Raw genomic sequence first — 21,934 nt, forward strand, 5'->3', positions numbered from 1 at the left:
TGACGCTTACCCTCTATGCTATGAAAAGCCCTCAACGCTGGCATCGCTCTTGGCGGGCTGCCCATCGAGTCGCTGTCGCAACGTTTGTACGCTTCACTGAGCATAGCGGCTTTGACGGCGGTGTTTGTAACGTTCTTTGGCCTAGCTCTGGATGGCGCGTCATGACTTCTCAATCTGTTACGTCTTCTCGCCGCCGTCGCGGCTACCCCAATGGGCGCGATATCGCCCCCGTGGCGCTGGCGGCACTTCGCGATTTATTGGGCGATGAGCGCCAAACGCCCAGCTTGAAACGCCGCGACCTGCTGATAGAGCACCTGCACACCCTTCAGGACGCCCACGGCCATCTATCGCTCGTGGAACTGCGCGCCCTGGCAGCCTATATGAACCTGCCTATGGCGGCGGTGTACGAGACGGCGACGTTCTACGCCCACTTCGATGTCGTGCATGACCAACAAGCGCCTCCCCCGGATACGACGATTCGCGTCTGTGATTCTCTCTCGTGCCAATTAGCAGGGGCCAGTGCGCTACACAAAGCGTTGGAAGCCCGCGTTGACCCTGACTGCGTGCGGGTGATCCGTGCGCCCTGTATGGGTCGCTGCGATACCGCGCCGGTGGCTGAAGTTGGCCACCACCATGTGCTGTATGCCACCGCAGACGGTGTAGAAGCTGTCGTGGACACGGGGCACTTTCATCCTGAAGCGATCCTATGGCAGCGGCTTGGCGACTATCAGCAGATGGGCGGTTACCAGTTACTGGCCAATGCCCGAAGCGGTAAGGTCAACATTGATGAGGTGCTGCAGACGCTTGAAACCTCGGGCCTGAGAGGCTTGGGAGGCGCGGGCTTCCCTACCTTCAAAAAGTGGCAGGCCGTGCGTCAAGCCGCCGGGCCACGCTACTGCGTCATCAACGCTGACGAAGGCGAGCCGGGGACGTTCAAAGACCGCTACTATTTAGAGCGCGCGCCGCATCAGTTTCTGGAGGGCGCACTGGTGAGCGCTTGGGCAATCGATGCCGAGGCGCTCTATATCTATCTGCGCGACGAGTACCCCGGCCTACACCGCGTGCTCCATGAGGCGATTGCAGAGCTTGAGCAGGCGGGCATCGTCGCGCGGGGCTTCATCATCATGCGCCGGGGAGCGGGCGCCTATATTTGTGGCGAGGAGTCGGCGCTGATCGAATCCCTGGAGGGCAAGCCCGGCAAGCCGCGCCACCGACCGCCTTACGTGGCCCAAGAGGGGCTATTTGATCGTCCCACGCTGGTCAATAACGTCGAAACCGTTTACTGGATTCCCGCCATTTGGCACAAAGGGGCGGAATGGTTTACCGGACATGGGCGCCACGGACGGCGGGGCCTACGCAGTTTTTCTATCTCTGGTCGAGTGAACAAGCCCGGTGTGTACTTGGCACCAGCAGGCATCACGCTGCGCGAGTTGGTTGAAGAGTATGCGGGCGGCATGGCAGAAGGACATACGCTGGCCGCTTACCTGCCCGGCGGGGCCTCGGGTGGCATTCTGCCGGCCAGCAAAGCCGATGTGCCGCTGGATTTTGATACGCTTCAGGCGCACGGCAGTTTTATTGGGTCAGCGGCGATAATCGTGCTGTCTGATCAGGATAACCTTCAGGCGGTGGCCACCAATCTGCTGGCTTTTTTTGCCGATGAATCCTGCGGGCAGTGCACGCCTTGCCGGGTAGGCAGCGAGAAAATGCTCAGCCTGCTGGAGCAACCCACATGGGATGTGCAAGCGCTCACTCGGCTGGCGCAAGTGATGCAGGACGCCTCGATTTGCGGCCTGGGGCAAGCGGCACCGAATCCTGTCTTAGGACTACTCAAGGATTTCCGCCCTGCGCTCGCCCAGCAGCAGATTATCGTCAGTGATGCCGCTGAAGGGAGTGCACCATGAGCGCTTCGTTCACTATTGTATTGGATGATCAAGACGTCACTGCCTACCACGGAGAAACTCTTTGGCAGGTGGCCAAGCGCGCTGGCGAGACCATTCCTCACCTCTGTTTCAAAGACGCCCCCGGCTACCGTGCCGATGGCAATTGCCGTGCCTGTATGGTGGAAGTGGAAGGCGAGCGCGTGCTGGCGGCAAGCTGTATCCGCGAGGCCAAACCCGGCATGGTGGTGCGCAGCGCCCACTCGCCCCGTGCCACACAAGCGCGTGAAACGGTATTGGAACTGCTGATGGCCGACCAGCCCAGCCGCGCCCAAAGCCCAGACCGCTCCAGCCACTTCTGGGAAGTAGCCGACCAACTGGCGGTCGACGAAGCGGCCGTTAAGTCGTGGCTGCCAGCACGCCGCTCAGTCGCCGTCAGCCATGCGGCGGCGGCACCGAAGGTGAGCCAGCCGGATACCAGTCACCCGGCGATGCACGTCAACTTGGACGCTTGCATTACCTGCAACCTGTGCGTGCGCGCCTGCCGCGAGGTGCAGAGTAACGATGTCATCGGCATGGCGCAGCGAGGCGCAGCCGCCACCGTGGTATTTGATTTTGCCGACCCGATGGGCCAGAGCACCTGTGTGGGCTGCGGCGAGTGCGTGCAAGCGTGCCCCACCGGCGCGCTGATGCCTGCCACCGTGGTCAATGCCCAAGGTCAGGGCGATTCTCAAAGCCAGCGGCAGGTAGATTCCGTGTGCCCCTATTGCGGGGTGGGCTGCCAGCTGACGTACCATATTAACGACGATGCCCTGGCTTATGTGGAAGGGCGCAACGGCCCCGCTAACCAGAACCGCCTGTGCGTGAAAGGCCGGTTTGGGTTTGATTACGTGAGCCACCCGGCACGCCTGACCAAGCCACTGATACGCTTGCCTGGGATTCCCAAAGCGCTCGACCCTACCTTTGATCCTGCCAATCCTTTCAGCCATTTCCGTGAGGCCAATTGGGACGAAGCGCTGGGAATCGCGGCGGGCGGCCTAATGACGATTAAACAGGCGCAAGGCCCCAAAGCGTTGGCGGGCTTTGGCAGCGCCAAATGCTCTAACGAAGAGGCGTGGCTGTTCCAGAAGTTGGTGCGTACCGGCTTTGGCAGTAATAACGTGGACCACTGCACGCGGCTTTGCCATGCCAGCTCCGTCGCGGCGCTGATGGAGTGCTTAGGCTCTGGCGCGGTGACCGCTTCGTTTATGCAGGCGCTGGAGGCTGATGTGGTGATCCTTACCGGCTGCAATCCGGCAGTGAATCACCCCGTGGCGGCGACATTCTTCAAGCAGGCAGCCAAGCAGGGCACCGAGATCATTATTCTCGACCCTCGCGGGCAGGCGCTGGACGCATACGCCAGCATGAGCGTGCGTTTTACACCAGGGGCGGATGTATCGCTGTTCAACGCGCTGCTCCATGTGATCATTGCGGAAGGCCTGTATGACCAAGCCTACATCGACGCCCACACTGAGGGCTTTGGCGCGCTCAAGCTGAGCGTCGCTCACAGTACACCGGAAGCCATGAGCGCACTATGCGGCGTCTCCCCCGACACCATTCGTGAAGTGGCGCGGCGCTACGCCAACGCCGAAAAAGCGATGATTTTCTGGGGTATGGGTATTTCCCAGCATACCCATGGCACCGACAACGCCCGCTGCCTGATTTCGCTGGCACTGGCCTGCGGCCATACCGGTCGCCCCGGCACGGGCCTGCACCCGCTGCGGGGTCAAAATAACGTGCAGGGGGCGTCGGATGCGGGGCTGATTCCCATGGTGCTGCCGGACTACCAGCCAGTAGGCGATAGCCAGCTACGCGCCGCGTTTGAAGCGCTATGGAACACGCCGCTGAGCAATGAGCCTGGACTGACGGTGGTGGAAGTGATGAATGCGATTCATGCAGGCGAGGTGCGTGGCATGTACATCTTGGGTGAAAATCCGGCGATGTCTGACCCGGACCTTACCCATGCCCGCGCCGCGCTGGGTAAGCTCGAGCATTTGGTGGTGCAGGATCTGTTCGTCACTGAAACCGCCCAGTTTGCCGATGTCATTTTGCCTGCCTCTGCATGGCCCGAAAAAGAGGGCACCGTGACCAACACCAACCGCCAAGTACAGCTTGGGCGTGCTGCCTTACCGTTGCCAGGAGACGCCAAGCCAGACTGGTGGATCATCCAGGAGATCGCTAACCGCTTTGGGCTGAACTGGCGCTATCAGCACCCGCAAGACGTGTTTGCTGAAATGCAGCAGGGGATGCACTCATTCAACCATATTAGCTGGGAGCGGCTAGCGCGGGAGAGCTCTGTCACATACCCCTGCCCAGCCGAGGATGAACCGGGTCAGGATGTGGTGTTTAGCGACGCCTTTCCGCGCGCTGGCGGGCTGGCCAAATTCGCCTCTGCGCGTCCGCTTCCCCCGGATGAGCCGGTGGATCACGAGTACCCCACGGTATTGACCACGGGTCGTCAGTTAGAGCATTGGCATACGGGCTCCATGACGCGGCGCGCCCAGGTGCTCGACGCGCTAGAACCAGAAGCGGTCGCCTGTCTTTCAGCGGGTGAACTCCATCGCTTGGGGGTGTCGCCGGGCGAGAAGCTCACCATCATTACGCGGAGGGGCGCGATCACGCTGACCGCCAGAGTGGACGACAAAATCCCCAATGGTATGGTCTTCGTGCCATTTGCCTACGCTGAGGCCGCCGCCAATCTGCTCACCAACCCGGCCTTGGATCCTTACGGCAAAATACCCGAGTTCAAGTACGCCGCCTGTCGGCTGGAGCGCGCAGCAGTGCCGCAGCCGCACTAAGCGAGCTCCGCCCCTGCACGCTGCCCCTGCAAGGAGCGTCTGGGTTGGGGTATCATCCTGCCAGTGAGTGTTAATTATCTGATGGAGTAAGCGGGGCGATGTCGCAAGCACAGGCAGTGCAACGGGTGTTGATGCTAGACAACTACGATAGCTTTACGTTTAACATCGTCCAGTATCTGGGTGAGCTGAATGCCGAGGTGATGACCTACCGCAACGATGAAATTACCTTAGCCCAGATGTGCGCCTTGGCACCGACCCATCTGGTAATTTCGCCCGGCCCTTGCACGCCCAACGAGGCAGGCATTTCGTTGGCAGCCATCGAGCACTTTGCGGGCAAACTGCCTATATTGGGCGTTTGCCTGGGGCACCAGGCCATTGGCCAGGTCTATGGCGGCAAGGTCGTGCAGGCGCCCCAGGTGATGCACGGCAAAACCTCGGCCGTTGTACACCGTGGGCAGGGCGTGTTCAGCGGGCTGGAAAACCCGCTGGAAGTGACGCGCTATCACTCATTGGTGGTTGAGCATGAGAGCCTGCCCAACTGCCTAGAAGTGACCGCCTGGACCGCCGAAGATGACGTGACGCCTGGGCTGATCATGGGGTTTCGTCATCGTACCCTTGATGTGGAAGGCGTACAGTTTCATCCTGAGTCGATACTCACGCGCCAGGGCCATGCGTTATTGGCCAATTTTTTACAACGCGGCTGATCGCCACATTCATACGCTTTAGGGGCTTTCCTGCTCATGCAAATGCGAGACGCAATTAACGCGGTGATGCGCCGCGAAGACCTCTCTTTCGATGCGATGCACGCGCTGATGCGCCAGATCATGACTGGCGAAGCCTCCGACGCGCAAATTGGCGGTCTACTGGTGGGGTTGGCCATGAAAGGGGAAAGCGCTGAAGAGATCAGCGCCGCTGCCCAGGTGATGCGTGAGCTCATGAAGCGCGTCGAGCTGCACACCGAGAACGTGGTGGATATCGTCGGTACCGGCGGCGATGGTGCCAACCTGTTCAATGTATCGACCGCGTCCAGTTTCGTGGCGGCGGCGGCGGGGGCTCACGTTGCTAAACATGGCAATCGCAGCGTTTCCTCTTCCTCGGGTAGCGCGGATCTGTTCGATATCGCAGGCATCTATCTTGACCTGAAGCCCGACCAAGTAGCCCGCTGCATCGAGCAGGTGGGCGTTGGCTTCATGTTCGCACCTAACCACCACCCGGCCATGCGTTACGCCATTGGACCGCGGCGCGAAATGGGCGTACGTACGTTGTTCAATATTCTGGGCCCGCTCACCAATCCGGCCGGGGCGCCCAACCAGGTGTTAGGCGTCTACTCGGCCGAGCTGGTGCCGCTGATGGCCGAAGTATTGCGCAAGCTGGGTAGCCGCCATGTCATGGTGGTGCATTCTGAGGATGGCCTGGATGAGATCTCCCTCGCGGCACCCTCGCTGGTGGCGGAGCTAAAAGAGGGCGAAATTACCCAGTACACCATTACGCCGGAATCCCTGGGCGTCGAGCGCCAAAGCCTGGCCAACCTCAAAGCGTCCAGCGCGGAAGATAGCCTGCGTTTGGTGAAAGCCGCGCTTAGCGGTGAAGGCGCAGCGGCAGATATGGTGGCGCTCAACGCCGGGGCGGCGCTTTACTGCGCGGGCGTGGCCGATAGCTTGAAAGAGGGCGTGATGGTGGCCCAGGATGCCCAGGCCTCCAAACTACCGCTTGAGAAGCTCAGAGAGCTTTCGCACTTCACTAGCGTCTTTAAAGGGTAAAACTTCCAATGAGTGACCAGGCAACGCCGACTATTTTAACGCGCATTTTGGCCCGTAAAGACCAGGAAGTCGCTGAGCGTCAGAAGGCGGTATCTAAAGCGGATCTGCTTGCGCTGGCGGAAAAGCAGAGCGCGCCCCGTGGCTTTATTGAGGCATTGAATCAGCGTATTGCGGCAGGCGATGCGGCCGTGATTGCCGAGGTGAAAAAAGCCTCGCCCTCTAAAGGCGTGATGCGGGAAGCGTTTCACCCAGCGGATATCGCCAAAAGCTACGCCCAGGGCGGGGCGGCGTGTCTTTCGGTGCTCACCGATGCCGACTTCTTCCAGGGCCATGAGGATTACCTCATCGCCGCTCGCGATGCCTGTGACCTGCCGGTGATCCGTAAAGACTTCATTACCCACGGCTATCAGGTCACAGAAGCGCGCGCCATCGGTGCGGACTGCATCCTATTGATTGTGGCGGCGCTCAATGACGCTCAGCTGCGCGACCTGCACCAGCAGGCCAACGCATTGGGCATGGACGTGTTGGTGGAAGTTCACGATGCAGAGGAGCTAGAGCGGGCGCTCGCCTTGGACCTAAAGCTAGTGGGTATCAATAACCGTAATCTGCACACGTTCGAGACCAGTTTGAATACCACCCTGGACCTGCTGCCGCGTATTCCTGATGGCGTCACCGTGATCACCGAATCAGGTATTCACACGCGTGATGACGTAGAGCTGATGCGTGACCACGAAGTCAATGGTTTCCTGGTAGGGGAGGCGTTCATGCGCGAAGAGGACCCTGGTTTGGCCCTCAAGCGGCTGTTTTTCTAAACGCTTCACACGGATACAAGCAAGCCCCAGCAGGCCAGTCGCGTTAGCGGCTGGCCTGTTTGATGCAGGAGAGCAGGGCTTGCAGCGGGTGGGGCAGGGTTTGCGCCGAGTAGCGCTTTACTTGGCTGCGGCAGGAGTAGCCGGTGGCCAGTAGCTTGCCGCTGTTCTCCTCGGCTTCGACCTGGGGCTGCCACGACTGAGCGTAGATCGTTTTGGAGGTGGCGACGTTACGGGTCTCATGGCCGTAGGTGCCGGACATACCGCAGCAGCCCGTGGTGGCCAGCTCCAACTGCAATCCAAAGGCGGCAAACACCTGCTGCCACGCTTTCGGGCTGCCCGGTGCGTTGGTTTTTTCGGTGCAGTGGGAGAGTAGCTTAAAGCCTGGGTCTTCGAGCGTGAGCTTGTTGGTGGCGAGGGTGTTGACGCGGGTCGCCAGCAACTCCTGAAGCATCAGTACGTTTGGCACTTGCTCAGGACCCAACGCTTTGACGTACTCCTGGCGGTAGGTGAGCGTCATGGCAGGGTCGATGCCCACCATGGGCACCTCGAACTCGCTGAGTGCGCGAAGGCGTTTGGCTTGCTTTTCTGCCGTGCGCTCGAAGGCACCCAAAAAGCCCTGTACGTGCAGCGGCTTGCCGTTGGCGGAAAACGGCATCACAAACACGCGCAGGTTCAGCCGCGATAGCAGCTCTACCACGTCCATCACCAGCTTGGCTTCGAAATAAGTGGTGAAAGCGTCTTGCACGATCACGACGCTGTTGGCTCGCTGCTGCTCGGTGAGGAGCGCAAGCGATGTGGGCGTGGCTTCCGCCACGCCCCAGGCACGCAGCTGTTTTTTCACGCTGGCGCGAGAGAGCGCGGGGGAGTCGCTAATACCGAGCCCTTTTTGCATCAGCTGCTCGACCCAACGCTGGCCAAGGGCGGCGTTATAGAGTGGAGCGATCTTGGTCAACGCAGGCAACATGAATTCGGTGCCGCCAATCACGTAGTCGCGCAGCGGGCGCAGGTAGCGGCCGTGATACACCTCTAAAAACTGCGAGCGGAACTGCGGCACGTTGACTTTGATCGGGCACTGGCCCGCGCAGGATTTGCACGCCAAGCAGCCCGCCATGGCGTCGTACACCTCATGGGAGTAGTCGTGTTGCTGCTGGCGGCTAAGGGTGTTCATCACCCGCTTGGGGAAGCTTTTGATGAAGCCCCAGGTGCGCTCCTGCTTTTTCTTACGCGACTCTTCCACCACGTCGACGCCCGCTTGCGACTGCAGGCGTAACCACTCACGCATCAAGCTGGCGCGGCCTTTAGGAGAGTGGCGGCGGTCGCGGGTGGCTTTCCACGAGGGGCACATGGGGTCGTCCACATCGTAGTTGTAGCAAGCGCCGTTGCCGTTGCAGTACACCGCCGCGTCGTAGGCCTGCCAGGCCCGCTCGTCGATGGTGCGGTCGAGTTGGCCGCGCATAGGCACGCCGTCGATGGTGAGCAGTTCCGGGTCGCTCTCTTTCGCAATCAGCATAGCGCTTTCGGAAGGTGACGCGATCTTGCCGGGGTTGAGCTGGTTGTGCGGATCGAAGGCCGCCTTGACCTGCTGCAGGTAGGGGTAAAGTTCGCCGAAGAACTTGGGGCCGTATTCGGAGCGCACGCCTTTGCCGTGTTCGCCCCACAGTAGCCCCCCGTACTTCTGGGTGAGGGCGGCGACTTCATCGGAGATCTCGCGAATCAGCGCTTCCTGGGCCGGGTCTTTCATGTCCAGCGCCGGGCGCACGTGCAGCACCCCCGCATCCACATGGCCGAACATGCCGTAGGAGAGCTTGCGTGCATCCAGCGCGGCGCGGAACTCGGTAATGAAATCCGCCAGGTGCTCCGGCGGGACGGCGGTGTCCTCCACGAACGGCAGCGGGCGTTTCTCCCCCTGAACGTTACCCAGCAGGCCCACCGAGCGTTTGCGCATGGCGTAGACTTTTTGGATCTGCGGACGGCCTTCCGCCAGGGTGTAACCCAGCCGCTCCACAGTGGCATCCTGGCTCAGGTGCTGGGTAAAGGCCGCTACACGCGCCGCGAGCCGTTCGGGGTCATCATCGTTGAACTCGATCAGGTTGATGCCTTGAATGGGCGTGCTGCCTGCGGGAAAAAATTCCGCCACGCTGTCCCAAACGAAGTCGTCCATCGCCAGCTGTAGGACGGTGTCGTCTACCGTTTCTATGGAGGTGGGCTTGGCGCTGCTGGCCATCAGCGCCTTGGCATCCCGCAGGGCATCCATGAAGCTTGGATAGCGCACGTTGACGAGCGTAGAGTGCTTGGGGATTGGCAGTACGTTGAGCACGGCTTCGTTCAAAAAGCCCAGCGAGCCCTCCGAACCGCACAGCAGGCTGTTCAGGTTGAGCCGCCCATCTTCGCGCAGGTGGGCCAAGTCGTAGCCGGTGAGGCAGCGGTTGAGCGGCGGGAAGGTCGCCTCGATCAATTCACGCTGCTGGTCGATGATCGTCGCGGCAGTGCGGTGTACCTTGCCGAGCACACCCGCTTGGGCTAGCGCCTGCTGCTCCTCATCGGCGCTCAGCGGGCGGCTGTGTAAATGCTGCCCGCCGAGCAGAACCGTATCCAGCTCCAGCACGTGGTGGCGGGTTTTGCCGTACTGGCAGCTCCCTTGGCCGCTGGCATCGGTGGAAATCATGCCGCCAATGGTGGCGCGATTCGAGGTCGAGAGCTCCGGGGCGAAAAACAGCCCGTGGGGTTTCAGCGCGGCGTTGAGCTGGTCTTTGACCACGCCCGCCTGTACCCGCACCCGGCGGGCTTTCACATCGATCTCAAGAATTTGGTTCATGTGGCGGGAGACATCCACCACGATGCCGTCGGTCAGCGACTGGCCGTTGGTGCCGGTGCCGCCGCCCCGGGGTGTCAGCACGATATCCCGGTGGGGCAGCTCGCAGGCCAGCTTGGCGAGACGCTCCAGGTCCTCGGCATGCTTGGGAAACACCGCTGCTTGGGGCAGGCGCTGATAAATCGAGTTATCCGTCGCCAGCACGGTGCGGTGGGCGTAATCCGGCGCGATGTCACCTTCGAAACCGCGGGCACGCAGAGCGTCGAGAAAACGCACGTAGTGGCTGCCAAGGCGTTCGAAAGGGGCCGTGCGAGAGTCCAGGGATGCAATCATAGGAGGTTGAGCCGTCACTGCTGGAAGCGGATAAGGGATAAGCGCTACTTTACCGCAGCTACCGTAGCGGTGCATCTCGATAGCCGGACTCAGTCGCTGCCGAGAGCCTCTTTGACGAGAGCTGAACAGGTATCGTTCATGGGCAGCGTCAGGGCCAGTGCGTGCGCCTGCGGCGACATCTTACCCCAGGTCTTTTGCACGATGCGCACCATGTGATCGTGCTCTACCTTGCGGGAGAAGTCCGCAAAGTAGTTTTCCAAGAACACCAAACAGGCACAGTCTTCCAGGGCTTGCACATCGCTATCGCGCCCCAGGCCCTGCTTGCGGATCATGCTGGCGACGCGCTTGGCCTCCTCTTGGGAGTAGCCCGCTTCTTCCATGATCGCTGCCGTGGTATCGCCTGCTCGAGCGCTCTGGTCGCGTCGCCAAGTCAAATAGCCAATACGGCCTTCCGGATAATCGCTACGCGGCAGCTTCCAACGCTGCAGATGCTGCGCGCGCACGGCAATGCCCAATAGGTCGCTGGGCGTCTCCTGGAGTCGCTCTAGCCACCGGCTCATACGCTGGGCATAGGCCAGCTCTTGGGGCTGGGCAGTGCCATCCGAGAGGGTGGTCGTCTGGGGATCTTGGGCGTGCAGCGCGTCGAGGGCGGCAAGGGTCTTGTCAAAAGCGGACGACATGGCGGGCTCGCTTGGAGGGAGTGGAATGGAGGTATCCTAGCAGCTTGTCGGCCACGATAAAAAACGCCCGCTGACAGGGGCAGCGGGCGCGCTAGGGTCAGAAAGCCGATGTCAAGAACGGCTGGTATTGTAAATCTCTTCGTTGAGCTCACCTTCGCTTTTACCCACCAGCGTGGTGACCATCAAATCACCGGCCACGTTCACGCTGGTGCGTGCCATGTCTAGAATGCGGTCGATCCCCGCTACCACGGCAATGGCTTCCAGAGGCAGGCCAATTTGCGCCATGACGATGGAGAGCATGATCAGCCCCGCACCGGGCACGCCCGCCGTGCCAATCGAAGCCAGTGTGCCGGTAGCAACGATCATGGCGTAATCCATCATGCTCAGGTCGGTGCCGGTCATCTGGGCAATGAACAGCACCACCACACCTTGGTAGAGCGCAGTGCCGTCCATGTTGATGGTGGCGCCCACGGGCAGGACGAAGCCCGATACCCCTTCCGATACGCCCAGGTTTTTCTGCGCACAGCGAATCGATACGGGCAGGGTGCCCGCAGAGGAAGCAGAGGAGAAAGCGACGACAATGGCGTCCAGGCTGCCTTTCAGGTAGCGCACGGGATTCAAACGACCCAGCAGGGAGATAAAACCTGAGTAAATCACCAGAACATGCAGAATGCTGGCTACATAGACCACGCCAATTAGCTTGGCGAGCGGCAGCAGGATCTCCAGGCCGTACTGACCCGAGACGTGGGCAATCAAGCCAAAGACCCCGAACGGGGCGAACGCCATCACCAAGCCGGTGAGTTTGTACATGGCCTCTGCGAAGCTATCGAAAACCTTCATGACCGGTTCGCCTTTCTCGCCGATCAGCGTCAGCGAGATTCCCAGCCCAATGGCAAACACGATGATCTGCATGATGTTGCCGTTCGCCAAGGCATCCAGCGGGTTGCGCGGCACGAGGTTGACCAGGATGGAGACCAGAGAGGGCGCTTCGTTGGCCGATACCTCGGCATCGAAGCTCAGCCCCACGCCTACCCCAGGCTGCAAAAGCGTCGAGAGCACGAGGCCAATGGTGATCGCGAAGGCGGTGGTCACCAAATAAAGCGTTATCGTACGAGCGCCGATTCGGCCCATCTTTTGCGGGTCGCGCATTGAAGTAATGCCGACCACCAGGGTAGAAAAGACCAGCGGTACGATCAGCATCATGATGGCGTTGATGAAGATATCGCCCAGCGGTTTGAAGGTGCTGGCGGTTTCACCGAGCAGCGCTCCTGCCACTACCCCGAGGGCCAAGCCCGCCAGTATTTTTTTCCACAGGGCAATGCGACGCCACCATCCCCATGCTCCTTTCGGTGCGGTTTCCTGCACGTTGTTTCTCCTTTTTTAGATCCGTTGTTAGTGGTTCTTGCTGACGAAGGGCGGGCACTCTATCACTTTTGCCTAATGATCGGGGATGGGTATGTAAATTGTTCATAGCGCATACCGGCGCTTTACCTAGGGGTGGTGGCCATGCCCCATAGCCCCTTGTCTCGCTTTTGCCTACAATAGGCCCCTTTGCCACGGCGTCGATGTGCCGTGTTCCACTGAATTCAGGCCAAGGGATAATCCATGCTCGATCCGAAACTGCTGCGCGGTGATCTTGATGCGACTGCGCAACGACTGGCCCGCCGGGGCTTCGAACTCGATACTGCAGCGCTTAAGGCGCTAGAGTCGCGTCGTCGTGAACTGCAAACTCAGACCGAGCAACTGCAGAACGAGCGCAATATGCGCTCTAAGGCGATTGGTAAGGCCAAGGCCAGCGGTGAAGATATTCAACCGCTGCTGGATGAAGTCAGCGATTTAGGCGACCGCCTGGATAAAGCCAAAAAAGAATTGGCTGACGTGCAGGAGGAGTGGGACGAGGCCATCAGCGGTATCCCTAACCTGCCCCATGAAAGCGTGCCGGAAGGCAAGAGCGAAGACGATAATGTCGAGCTGCACCGCTGGGGGACGCCGCGAAAGTTCGATTTCGACGTGCTGGATCACGTGGATTTGGGCAAGAAGTCTGGTTATCTCGATTTCGAGCTGGCGGCCAAGCTGACCGGCGCGCGCTTTGCAGTGATGCGCGGGCCCGTTGCGCGACTGCATCGTGCGTTGGCGCAGTTTATGCTCGATACGCAAACCCAGCAACACGGCTATGAAGAGTGCTATGTGCCTTACATGGTCAACCGCGATTCGCTGATGGGCACGGGTCAGCTGCCCAAGTTTGGCGAGGATCTCTTCAAGCTGAACGATGAGCGGGAGTACCACTTAATTCCCACCTCTGAAGTGCCGCTGACCAACTTCGTGCGTGATGAGATCGTCGAGCTGGCCGCACTGCCGATGAAGCTCACGGCGCATACCCCTTGTTTCCGTTCGGAAGCTGGCGCTTATGGACGCGATACGCGCGGCATGATTCGTCAACACCAGTTCGACAAAGTCGAAATGGTACAGATCGTGGAGCCGGAGAAGAGCTACGACGCGTTGGAAGAGATGCGTGGGCATGCAGAAGCCATTCTGCAGGCACTCGAGTTGCCGTATCGCGTAGTGACGTTATGTACCGGCGACATGGGATTCGGCGCAGCGAAAACCTACGATCTGGAAGTGTGGCTGCCAAGCCAAAACACCTACCGGGAAATCTCGTCTGTCTCCAACTGCGAGGACTTCCAGGCGCGCCGGATGCAAGCGCGTTACCGTCATCCAGATGTCAAAAAGCCGCAGTTACTGCATACGCTCAACGGCTCTGGCCTTGCGGTAGGGCGCTGCCTGCTGGCGGTGCTCGAAAACCACCAGCAGGCGGATGGATCGATTACTGTTCCGGCTCCCCTGCAACCCTACCTGGGCGGCCTCGAGCGTCTTGCCCTCTAAGCGCCCACTCGACGTTTACCCCGGCATCGATGCGAATGGTGCCGGGGCGGTAGTCGCTGGCGGCACCGCCGCCGACTGTGTCACTTTCGGCGCGCATGGCCATCATCCGGGGCTGGAAAATGGGCGATTGCGTCTCTTCGATACGCTGAACGGGGCCAAGCGTGACGTTGAGGGTGCTCGCCATGAGGTCGGCTTTATGGCGGGCTTTTTCCAGCGCCTTGGTCAATGCCTCGTCGGTAGCTGCTTCCCGGTCTTGTAGATCGAACTGCACGCCATCCAACGCATTGACGCCAGCGCCAATCAGCGCGTCCAGCACATCGCCTAATTGGTCTATATTAGTTAGCTCGACGCTGAAGGGTCGCTCCAAACGGGTGCGCATCAGCGGTTCCTGCTCGCCATTTTCGTTGTGCGGTCCTGCAACGTGCTCAGGGTAAACGTTCAATGAGCCGGCGTGGATTGCACGCTGCTCGATGCCCAGTGATTCCATGGCGGTGATGAGTTCGCTGGCACGCTCTTCGAGGCGCTCACGAGCGCTGCCAAGCGCGGCGCTGTCCGTCTCTTCGAGGGTGGACACTGCCGGCGTGTTTTCCCAAAGGCGAGCAGAGAGCGTTGCCTTGTCGGGTTCGACCTCTACCCACGACTGTGCCTGGACGCTGAGGCTGGGGGGCGCGGGTGGTGCCGCTTGTGCGCTAGGGGCTGCCAAAAGGGCCAGTAACGCGCCGGCCAGCACGCCATGACGAAGCCGTTTCAACGAGTGTGTTGCTGTTTTCATCGGTCACTTCCTTGCTGAGAGAGCCAATACGTTGTATGCGCTAAATAGCGTGAGATATCGCTGCTTTGAAGGGGGCGTGGACATAAAGTTCACAGGCTAAGCGTAAACGAAAAGCGGTTGCTGAATGTTTGCACGGTTTGTGCAACGTCATCTAAACGACCATCATGTATGGATAACATGCTAAGGAAAGGGCTATGTCGAAGTTGTCGGATGAGGATTATCGAAGTATTCCCCTCAATGCCACCCTGGCGATTGCTGCGCTAGTCGTGATCATCGCGGGTATGAAAATAGGTGCCGATTTATTGGTGCCGCTACTGCTGGCGGTATTCATCGCCGTGGTGTGTACCTCTCCCGTTCAGTGGCTGCATCACTGCGGCCTGAGTCGACGAATGTCGGCGCTAATTACGCTACTGGTGTTGATGGGCTTTCTTTCCCTGATCGGTTTACTGGTCGTGAACAGTTTCAGTACGTTCATCGAGGCGCTGCCGGATATCGAGTCAAGGCTTTACGAGCACTATTGGGATCTTCTCAATACGCTGGCCTCCCACGGGCTGGCCATCGATCCTGATCAGCTCAGTTCGATGTTCGCCATGGAAGATGACGGTTCTTGGGTCGCTACGCTTCTGGGCGAGCTGGGTTCGCTGTTCATGCAGGGCAGTATCGTTGCACTGCTGGTGATCTTCATGCTGTTCGAAACGCTGCACTTCCGCGATAAAGTGTCGCGCGCGCTAGAGAATCCGGCGCCGAGCCTCAAACGGTTCAGCGAGTTCAGTGTGACGTTAAAGCGCTATTTGGCGGTGAAGACCGTGATTAGTTTGGCGACCGGCGTGCTGGTGTGGCTCTCATGCCTCATGGTGGGCGTGGAATTTCCGCTGCTCTGGGGAGTGCTGGCCTTTGCGCTCAACTTCATTCCCAATATCGGTTCCGCGCTCGCGGCCATTCCGCCGGTGCTGTTGCTCTTGGTCTCTCAGGATGGCGGTTTACTTCAGGCATTCTTATTGGCTTCAGCGTATCTTGTCATCAACTTCATTTTGGGAAACTTGATCGAGCCACGAGTGATGGGCCAAGCGCTGGGATTATCCACGTTCGTGGCGTTTCTCTCGCTAGTGGTGTGGGGTTGGATCTTTGGTGCGGCGGGTATGTTGCTGTCGGTGGTGCTCACTATGACGCTGAAAATCGCGTTGGATAGCCATCCACAAACGCGCTGGATCGCTCACTTGTTAGGACCTGGCAGGCAACGGAACGTGCAGGTAAGGCGACCTGGCGATGCGCGTCGTCCACCCTGGCGACGAGGTGTATGGTCGAAGCGTGAATAAGGCGGAGAAGGAGAAGAGGAAGCGTCGTTACCGCTGGCCATGCCAGCGGTAACGTGAACGGCTTAAGCGTTCTGGTCGATGAACTGCGTCAACTGAGACTTGGACTGCGCACCTACTAGAGAAGCGACCTTGGTGCCCGACTTGAACAACATGACGGTGGGGACGCCGCGAACACCTTGCTCGGCAGCGATTTCCGGGGCATCGTCAACGTTCACGCTGACGACTTTCAAGTTGTCGCCACGCTCGGCGGCCACTTCATCGACAACAGGCGCCATGACTTTACATGGGCCGCACCAGGGGGCCCAGAATTTCAGCAGGACAGGCTGTTCGGCGTTGAGGACTTCTTGCTCGAAATTGGCGTTGGTGACATCAACATTATTAGCCATTTGCTTCTCCCGTTTGCGTTGCTCTTGCTGTTTCGTTGCCTCAAATGGAGCAACGGTCATTACGCGATATATTAGCGCACTTTCACCGCGCCAAGTTGCCAGATGTTAGCGGGCGAGAAGGGTGCTGGCAAATTCCTGATACGATTCAGCCTTAAATAGAAAAAATTAATAGATGTTCATAGGCGCTATTTTTTATACTATAAGGGAATTATGAGGCGTTTTTTTATTCAAAAATGTGCTCATTGAAGCACGGTTATCGGGTGCTTGGCCAAGCACGGAGTCGCAGCACGAGGATGCGCTATGACGTGCTTACGGCATAGACAATAAGGTGAGGATATGAAGCTACAGCAACTTCGCTATATTTGGGAAGTCAATCGACACAACCTCAATGTCTCGGCGACAGCTCAAAGTTTATTTACTTCCCAGCCGGGCATTTCCAAACAGATTCGCCTGCTGGAAGATGAGCTCGGTGTCGAGATTTTTGCTCGGAGCGGAAAACACCTCACCCGTGTCACGCCTGCCGGACAGTCGATCATCGAATTGGCGGGGCAGGTGCTCAAACTCACCGAAAACATCAAGCAAGTAGCGCAAGAGCACAGCGATGAGCGTCGCGGTAGCCTGGCGATTGCCACCACACATACACAAGCGCGCTATGCGCTGCCACCGATCATCAGCGAATTCACGCTGAAGTATCCTGAAGTGGCGCTGCACATGCAGCAGGGCACGCCCAAACAAATTGCTCAAATGGTCAGCGAAGGGCAGGCGGACTTTGCCATTGCCACGGAGTCATTGGAGTTATTCACCGACCTAGTGTTGCTGCCCTGCTATCGTTGGAATCGCTGTGTGCTGGTGCCTAAGGAGCACCCGCTGGCCACCCTCGACGGACCCTTGACCCTGGACGCATTGGCCGAACACCCGCTAGTGACGTACGTGTTTGGTTTTACCGGACGCTCTCAGCTCGACGATGCGTTCAAAGCCAAGGGCTTGACGCCCAATGTCGTCCTAACGGCGGCCGACGCGGACGTGATCAAAACCTACGTGCGCTTGGGAATGGGCGTGGGTATCGTCGCGCACATGGCGGTCGACCCGGCACTGGATAGTGATTTGGTCGCCCTGGATGCCCGCCATCTGTTTGCCAGTTCGACGACGAAAATCGGTATTCGGCGCGGGACCTTCATGCGTGGCTACATGTACGATTTTCTAGCGCGTTTTGCACCGCATTTGACCCGTGACCGAGTGGATGAGGCGCTAATGGCCGGGCCGCGCTTCGAACAGACGCTGTTCGAAGGCGTCGAGCTGCCAGAGTATTGATCCCAAAAAAACCTGCTTCGGAAGTTAGGCCGAAGCAGGTGAAGGGAGGCATGACGAACTTTATGTTACGTGGCGCTTTGATCCGTGCTGATCTTAGTGCTGAAGATGTAGGCCGCACTCGCGCTTCTCTTCCACCTTGGTGGGGTCGAAGTAGTCGAAGTTGTTGGGTAGATCATGTGCTTCCAGGTAGTAGTACATATCTTTGGCCGTCCACTGAAGCAGCGGCGCCACTTTCAGTAAGCCGTCGCTATTACGGCTGACGACCTGCATTTTCGCTCGCTCTGGCGTGTCTTCGGCGCGCAGGGCTGTGAACCATACGTCAGGCTTCATCTCGCGAAGCGCCCGTTCGAAAGGCTCTAGCTTCACTTCTTGCGTAAAGGCGTTGTGCCGCGGGTCATCGATGCCAGGCATTGGCCCATCCAAGGCTTCACGATGGGCGCGGGTGCGTTGGGGTAGGAAGCTGACGATGTTCAAATTCAAACGCTGAATGAGTGCGTCTGCGAACTGATAGGTCGCCTCGGTGTTATAGCCGCTATCCATCCATACGATGGGAATATCCGGACGCACCTGCGTCACCATGTGCAAAATGACGGCTTCGAAGGGGCGAAAATTGGTAGTGCAAATAGGGCGCTCACCCTGGCTGAACGCCCACTCGATAAGCCCTTGCGGGTCGTTGGCGAAATCGCGATTGATCTGTTCGAGCGTTGAGGACATGGGGCCTCCTATGTGAAAAAGCGTGCAATGTCTCTAGGCTACCAAAAGCGAAGGACTTCTCCCCAATACCGTTTGGTTAGGCTTTTATATTTCTTTTGGATTTAAAAAGTAGTTTGTTTATTCCAAGGCGCCAATCAAATGACGAATCTTGTCCAATGTCTCGGTGTACTCTTCCTCGGCTTGTGAATCTGCCACCAACCCGCCGCCGCCCCACACGTGGAGAGCGCCATCGTCAGCCACCATTGTGCGTATGGCAATCGATGTATCCATGCTGCCGCGCACGTCGATATAGCCCAAGCTGCCGCAATAGACGCTGCGCTGGCAGGGCTCCAGTTCATCGATTATTTGCATTGCCCGTATTTTGGGTGCGCCGGTAATCGAGCCGCCGGGAAACGCTGCCGTGAGCAATGAAAGCGGTGAGTGTTGGGACGCCAGTTGGCCTTGCACCACGCTGACTAAGTGATGGACGTTGGGATAGCTCTCTAACTGGCATAGCTGCGGCACGCGAATGGAGCCGGGGACACAAACGCGACCCAAATCATTGCGCAGCAAATCCACGATCATCACGTTCTCTGCACGGTCTTTGGTGCTGCTGAGCAAATCATTCGCCAGGGCACGGTCCTGGTCGGGCGTTTTGCCTCGTGGCCGTGTGCCTTTGATGGGGCGTGTTTCCACTAAGCCGTCACGGCTTTGAATGAAGCGCTCGGGAGAGAGCGATAGCACAGCCTGATGACCCCAGGCCATAAAACCAGAAAATGGCGTGGGGGTTGCTTTACGCAACTGAAGATACGCTTGCCACTCATCGCCTTCGTAATGCGCTGTAAAACGTTGGGCGAGGTTAATTTGATAACAGTCCCCAGCACGAATGTAGCGCTGAACGGCATCGAAACGCTCGGTGTAGGCCGCCTGAGTCAACTCCGGGGAAAATCGCTGAGTGAGCTTGAAAGGCGTTGTTGGCGTGTCGGGCGCCGCCAGCCATGCCGCTACTTGTTCACGTCGCGCCGGGCTGCCAACGAACCACGCTTGCTCTTTGACATGATCTAGTGTGATGCACCAATCAAATAGCCCCACACGTAATAACGGGAGACGAGTGGCAGCAGGGTGTTGACTGGCGATATCGGCGCGATTGCGGCCCAGGTCATAGCTCCAGTAGCCCATCAGCCCGCCCAGAAAAGGCAATTCGCTCTTTACGTTGACCGCGGGTAGCTGTTCGATCAACCACTGCTGTTGCGCGGTTACGTCCTCGGCAAGTGAGGCGGGAAGAGTGAGCATGTCAGACGACAGTCGAGTGTCGCCCTCTGGGGTCATTGTCAGCGTTGCCAGCGGATCGCTGCTGACGATGTCGAAACGGCCGGTCGTCGCTTTTGGGCGGCCGCTATCAAGCAGCACTGCGCCGGGGCGGTGCCGCAATTTGGCGAAGAGCGCCAAAGGGTCAGTAGAGTAGGGCAGGGCTGAAATCGTCAACGCCGTTGTCATGAAGCAAACGCCAAGCCAGTGGGGGGCGACGTATTTTAGAGGCCGTAACCTCATGACACCAGTATGGCCGTCGACGCCTTTCTCACGCAGCAAACTCCATTCAGGATATGGCATCGCTGATTGTTGACATTGGTTGGGCGGTGAAGAAAGGACTTGCAACGAAAGGTGAACAAAAACGGCCTTTTTGCATGGTTGACGAGGGAAATGCGGCGGGCTAAAGTTCTTTTATTCTCTAATTGTCGACAATTCCCCATGACGTTACTTGCAACTACTTCCTCGACCTCCCATGACGGCTCTGCTGAACCGGTGTCGCCAGAGGTGCGTACGCTCGCGGAGCGCGTGTTTCATCAGTTACAGAGCGATATCGTACGTGGCGAATTGGCACCGGGCAGCAAAATTACCGAGCCTGGGCTCTCTAAAACTTACGGTATCTCACGTGGGCCGCTGCGAGAAGCCATGCGTCGTTTGGAGGCGCACCGCTTGATCGAGCGAGTGCCCCATGTGGGCGCACGGGTGGTCAAACTCTCCATGAAAGAGCTGCTGGAGCTTTTCGACGTGCGTGAAGCTCTGGAGAGCATGGCGGCTCGGTTGGCGGCGGAGCACATGTCGGCCGAGGAGATTCAAGGACTGCGCGACGTGTTGGCGCTCCATGAAAGGCAGGGTGACCTGAAGCGTGGTGAAGCTTACTACCAGCGTGAAGGCGACCTGGATTTCCACTATCGCATCGTTCAGGGCAGTCACAACAAAATGCTCATGAACTTGCTGTGCGACGACCTTTATTACCTCGTGCGTCTTTATCGCACGCAGTTTAGTGCCAGCGGCACACGGCCTCAGCGGGCATTCGTCGAGCACCATCGTATCGTCGACGCCATTGAGGCGGGCGATGCCGAGCTGGCCGAACTGCTAATGCGCCGTCATGTCAGCGCCTCCCGCGCCAATGTCGCCGACCGCTACGCCGCGATTCTTGAGCAATCGCCTGCAGCAAGCGTACCGGCGTCTACAAAGAACGAACAACAAGCCACAACAACGTCTGATTAGGAGCTTACGCCCATGCCGTCATCATCACCCTCGTCAACCCCTGGAGCACGCTTTCGTGCCGCGCTGAATGCCAACCAGCCGCTACCCATTCTAGGTACCATCAACGCCTATACGGCCATGATGGCCGAACGGGTGGGGCATCACGCTATTTATCTGTCCGGTGGCGGCGTGGCGAACGCCTCGTTTGGTTTGCCAGATTTGGGCATGACGACCATGAACGATGTGGTGGAAGACGCTCACCGGATTTGCGGCGCGACGGACTTACCACTGTTAGTGGATATCGATACCGGCTGGGGCGGTGCGTTCAACATTGCCCGCACGGTCAAAGAGATGCAGCGTGCGGGCGTGGCCGCCGTTCACCTGGAAGATCAGGTAGCGCAAAAACGCTGTGGCCATCGCCCCAACAAAGCCATCGTGTCGCAGCAAGAGATGGTCGACCGCATCAAAGCCGCTGCGGATGCCAAGTTGGACTCTGATTTTTATCTCATTGCTCGCACCGACGCATTCCAAAAAGAGGGCCTGGACGCCGCAATCGAGCGGGCAAATGCCTGCGTAGAAGCAGGTGCAGACGCTATTTTTGCCGAGGCAGTGCATACGCTGGACGACTACAAGGCATTCTGCCAGCGAGTGAACGCCCCCATTCTGGCCAACATTACCGAATTCGGCGCGACGCCGCTGTTTAGTCAGCAGGAGCTGGGCGATGTGGGCTGCCGCATGGTGCTCTACCCGCTCTCGGCTTTCCGCGCCATGAACGCCGCTGCCTTGAAGGTGTACCAGAGCATCATGACGCATGGCCATCAGCGTGAGGTCATCGACACCATGCAAACCCGCAATGAGCTGTATGACTTTTTGAATTATCACGATTTCGAGCAGAAGCTCGACGCGCTGTTTGCCGAGCAAAAAGACGCCTAAACGTTACCCCTATTG

17 protein-coding genes are annotated in these 21,934 nt (G+C 58.8%); 10 read left to right on the plus strand and 7 right to left on the minus strand.

Features of this window, described 5'->3' with window-relative positions; translation table 11 throughout:
- Positions 1-161 precede the first annotated feature (161 nt).
- The 5 genes from FHJ80_RS03195 (at position 162) to trpC (ending at position 7,286) form a co-directional block, all read left to right on the plus strand.
- The gene (locus FHJ80_RS03195) at positions 162-1,901 is read left to right on the plus strand and encodes an NADH-ubiquinone oxidoreductase-F iron-sulfur binding region domain-containing protein (protein ID WP_139525584.1); all 1,740 of its coding nucleotides are present in this window, start codon (positions 162-164) and stop codon (positions 1,899-1,901) included.
- Positions 1,898-4,714 (plus strand): formate dehydrogenase subunit alpha, encoded by a 2,817-nt coding sequence (gene fdhF / locus FHJ80_RS03200; protein ID WP_139525585.1) that lies wholly within the window; start codon positions 1,898-1,900, stop codon positions 4,712-4,714. The genes FHJ80_RS03195 and fdhF overlap by 4 nt, the downstream gene beginning before the upstream one ends.
- A gap of 98 nt (positions 4,715-4,812) precedes the next feature.
- Positions 4,813-5,418 carry an aminodeoxychorismate/anthranilate synthase component II gene (locus tag FHJ80_RS03205; protein ID WP_139525586.1) on the plus strand — a complete coding sequence of 202 codons (606 nt, stop codon included), beginning with the start codon at positions 4,813-4,815 and terminating at the stop codon, positions 5,416-5,418.
- Between the two features lie 36 nt (positions 5,419-5,454).
- On the plus strand, positions 5,455-6,474 hold the full coding sequence (gene trpD, locus FHJ80_RS03210) for an anthranilate phosphoribosyltransferase (protein WP_139525587.1): 1,020 nt from the start codon (positions 5,455-5,457) through the stop codon (positions 6,472-6,474).
- 8 nt (positions 6,475-6,482) lie between these two features.
- Positions 6,483-7,286 (plus strand): indole-3-glycerol phosphate synthase TrpC, encoded by an 804-nt coding sequence (gene trpC / locus FHJ80_RS03215; protein ID WP_139525588.1) that lies wholly within the window; start codon positions 6,483-6,485, stop codon positions 7,284-7,286.
- A gap of 43 nt (positions 7,287-7,329) precedes the next feature.
- On the opposite strand, the gene FHJ80_RS03220 is transcribed toward trpC, so the two are convergent.
- The 3 genes from FHJ80_RS03220 to FHJ80_RS03230 form a co-directional block, all read right to left on the minus strand.
- On the minus strand, positions 7,330-10,431 hold the full coding sequence (locus FHJ80_RS03220) for an FAD-binding and (Fe-S)-binding domain-containing protein (RefSeq protein ID WP_139525589.1): 3,102 nt from the start codon (positions 10,429-10,431) through the stop codon (positions 7,330-7,332).
- Between the two features lie 89 nt (positions 10,432-10,520).
- Positions 10,521-11,111 (minus strand): DUF4202 domain-containing protein, encoded by a 591-nt coding sequence (locus FHJ80_RS03225; RefSeq protein ID WP_139525590.1) that lies wholly within the window; start codon positions 11,109-11,111, stop codon positions 10,521-10,523.
- A 111-nt stretch (positions 11,112-11,222) separates the two neighbouring features.
- Positions 11,223-12,476 carry a dicarboxylate/amino acid:cation symporter gene (locus FHJ80_RS03230; protein ID WP_139525591.1) on the minus strand — a complete coding sequence of 418 codons (1,254 nt, stop codon included), beginning with the start codon at positions 12,474-12,476 and terminating at the stop codon, positions 11,223-11,225.
- A gap of 240 nt (positions 12,477-12,716) precedes the next feature.
- Between FHJ80_RS03230 and serS the strand changes: the two genes are divergently transcribed.
- Positions 12,717-13,994, plus strand: a complete 1,278-nt coding sequence (gene serS / locus FHJ80_RS03235) for a serine--tRNA ligase (protein ID WP_139525592.1) — start codon at positions 12,717-12,719, stop codon at positions 13,992-13,994.
- On the opposite strand, the gene FHJ80_RS03240 is transcribed toward serS, so the two are convergent.
- Positions 13,936-14,766 carry an SIMPL domain-containing protein gene (locus FHJ80_RS03240; protein WP_139525593.1) on the minus strand — a complete coding sequence of 277 codons (831 nt, stop codon included), beginning with the start codon at positions 14,764-14,766 and terminating at the stop codon, positions 13,936-13,938. The genes serS and FHJ80_RS03240 overlap by 59 nt on opposite strands.
- Positions 14,767-14,960: 194 nt before the next feature.
- On the opposite strand from FHJ80_RS03240, the gene FHJ80_RS03245 reads away from it, so the two are divergent.
- Positions 14,961-16,082, plus strand: coding sequence for an AI-2E family transporter (locus tag FHJ80_RS03245; RefSeq protein ID WP_139525594.1), 1,122 nt, complete (start codon positions 14,961-14,963; stop codon positions 16,080-16,082).
- Positions 16,083-16,144: 62 nt separating this feature from the next.
- Here FHJ80_RS03245 and trxA read toward each other — a convergent pair whose 3' ends face one another.
- On the minus strand, positions 16,145-16,528 hold the full coding sequence (gene trxA, locus FHJ80_RS03250) for a thioredoxin (protein ID WP_009722702.1): 384 nt from the start codon (positions 16,526-16,528) through the stop codon (positions 16,145-16,147).
- Between the two features lie 276 nt (positions 16,529-16,804).
- Between trxA and cysB the strand changes: the two genes are divergently transcribed.
- Positions 16,805-17,779 (plus strand): HTH-type transcriptional regulator CysB, encoded by a 975-nt coding sequence (cysB, locus tag FHJ80_RS03255; RefSeq protein ID WP_139525595.1) that lies wholly within the window; start codon positions 16,805-16,807, stop codon positions 17,777-17,779.
- 93 nt (positions 17,780-17,872) lie between these two features.
- Here cysB and FHJ80_RS03260 read toward each other — a convergent pair whose 3' ends face one another.
- Both FHJ80_RS03260 and pabB read right to left on the minus strand, forming a co-directional pair.
- The gene (locus FHJ80_RS03260) at positions 17,873-18,493 is read right to left on the minus strand and encodes a phosphoadenosine phosphosulfate reductase family protein (protein WP_139525596.1); all 621 of its coding nucleotides are present in this window, start codon (positions 18,491-18,493) and stop codon (positions 17,873-17,875) included.
- 117 nt (positions 18,494-18,610) lie between these two features.
- Positions 18,611-19,969 (minus strand): aminodeoxychorismate synthase component I, encoded by a 1,359-nt coding sequence (gene pabB, locus FHJ80_RS03265; RefSeq protein WP_139525597.1) that lies wholly within the window; start codon positions 19,967-19,969, stop codon positions 18,611-18,613.
- 252 nt (positions 19,970-20,221) lie between these two features.
- On the opposite strand from pabB, the gene FHJ80_RS03270 reads away from it, so the two are divergent.
- Both FHJ80_RS03270 and prpB read left to right on the plus strand, forming a co-directional pair.
- Positions 20,222-21,007: a GntR family transcriptional regulator gene (locus tag FHJ80_RS03270; RefSeq protein WP_139525598.1), complete on the plus strand. Its 786-nt coding sequence runs from the start codon at positions 20,222-20,224 to the stop codon at positions 21,005-21,007.
- 12 nt (positions 21,008-21,019) lie between these two features.
- Positions 21,020-21,919 carry a methylisocitrate lyase gene (gene prpB / locus FHJ80_RS03275; protein ID WP_139525599.1) on the plus strand — a complete coding sequence of 300 codons (900 nt, stop codon included), beginning with the start codon at positions 21,020-21,022 and terminating at the stop codon, positions 21,917-21,919.
- The last annotated feature ends 15 nt before the right edge of the window (positions 21,920-21,934 follow it).

The organism is Halomonas sp. BL6 (genome assembly GCF_006228115.1).
Taxonomy (GTDB): Bacteria; Pseudomonadota; Gammaproteobacteria; order Pseudomonadales; family Halomonadaceae; genus Vreelandella; species Vreelandella piezotolerans.

Excerpts from the sequence above, each read along its gene's own strand:
- FHJ80_RS03240 (WP_139525593.1), bottom strand. The coding sequence starts at position 14,766 with ATGAAAACAGCAACACACTCGTTGAAACGGCTTCGTCATGGCGTGCTG.
- FHJ80_RS03225 (WP_139525590.1), bottom strand. The coding sequence starts at position 11,111 with ATGTCGTCCGCTTTTGACAAGACCCTTGCCGCCCTCGACGCGCTGCAC.
- trpD (WP_139525587.1), top strand. The coding sequence starts at position 5,455 with ATGCAAATGCGAGACGCAATTAACGCGGTGATGCGCCGCGAAGACCTC.
- prpB (WP_139525599.1), top strand. The coding sequence starts at position 21,020 with ATGCCGTCATCATCACCCTCGTCAACCCCTGGAGCACGCTTTCGTGCC.
- FHJ80_RS03270 (WP_139525598.1), top strand. The coding sequence starts at position 20,222 with ATGACGTTACTTGCAACTACTTCCTCGACCTCCCATGACGGCTCTGCT.
- trxA (WP_009722702.1), bottom strand. The coding sequence starts at position 16,528 with ATGACCGTTGCTCCATTTGAGGCAACGAAACAGCAAGAGCAACGCAAA.
- fdhF (WP_139525585.1), top strand. The coding sequence starts at position 1,898 with ATGAGCGCTTCGTTCACTATTGTATTGGATGATCAAGACGTCACTGCC.
- FHJ80_RS03260 (WP_139525596.1), bottom strand. The coding sequence starts at position 18,493 with ATGTCCTCAACGCTCGAACAGATCAATCGCGATTTCGCCAACGACCCG.
- trpC (WP_139525588.1), top strand. The coding sequence starts at position 6,483 with ATGAGTGACCAGGCAACGCCGACTATTTTAACGCGCATTTTGGCCCGT.
- FHJ80_RS03245 (WP_139525594.1), top strand. The coding sequence starts at position 14,961 with ATGTCGAAGTTGTCGGATGAGGATTATCGAAGTATTCCCCTCAATGCC.
- serS (WP_139525592.1), top strand. The coding sequence starts at position 12,717 with ATGCTCGATCCGAAACTGCTGCGCGGTGATCTTGATGCGACTGCGCAA.
- FHJ80_RS03220 (WP_139525589.1), bottom strand. The coding sequence starts at position 10,431 with ATGATTGCATCCCTGGACTCTCGCACGGCCCCTTTCGAACGCCTTGGC.
- FHJ80_RS03195 (WP_139525584.1), top strand. The coding sequence starts at position 162 with ATGACTTCTCAATCTGTTACGTCTTCTCGCCGCCGTCGCGGCTACCCC.
- pabB (WP_139525597.1), bottom strand. The coding sequence starts at position 19,969 with ATGACAACGGCGTTGACGATTTCAGCCCTGCCCTACTCTACTGACCCT.
- cysB (WP_139525595.1), top strand. The coding sequence starts at position 16,805 with ATGAAGCTACAGCAACTTCGCTATATTTGGGAAGTCAATCGACACAAC.
- FHJ80_RS03205 (WP_139525586.1), top strand. The coding sequence starts at position 4,813 with ATGTCGCAAGCACAGGCAGTGCAACGGGTGTTGATGCTAGACAACTAC.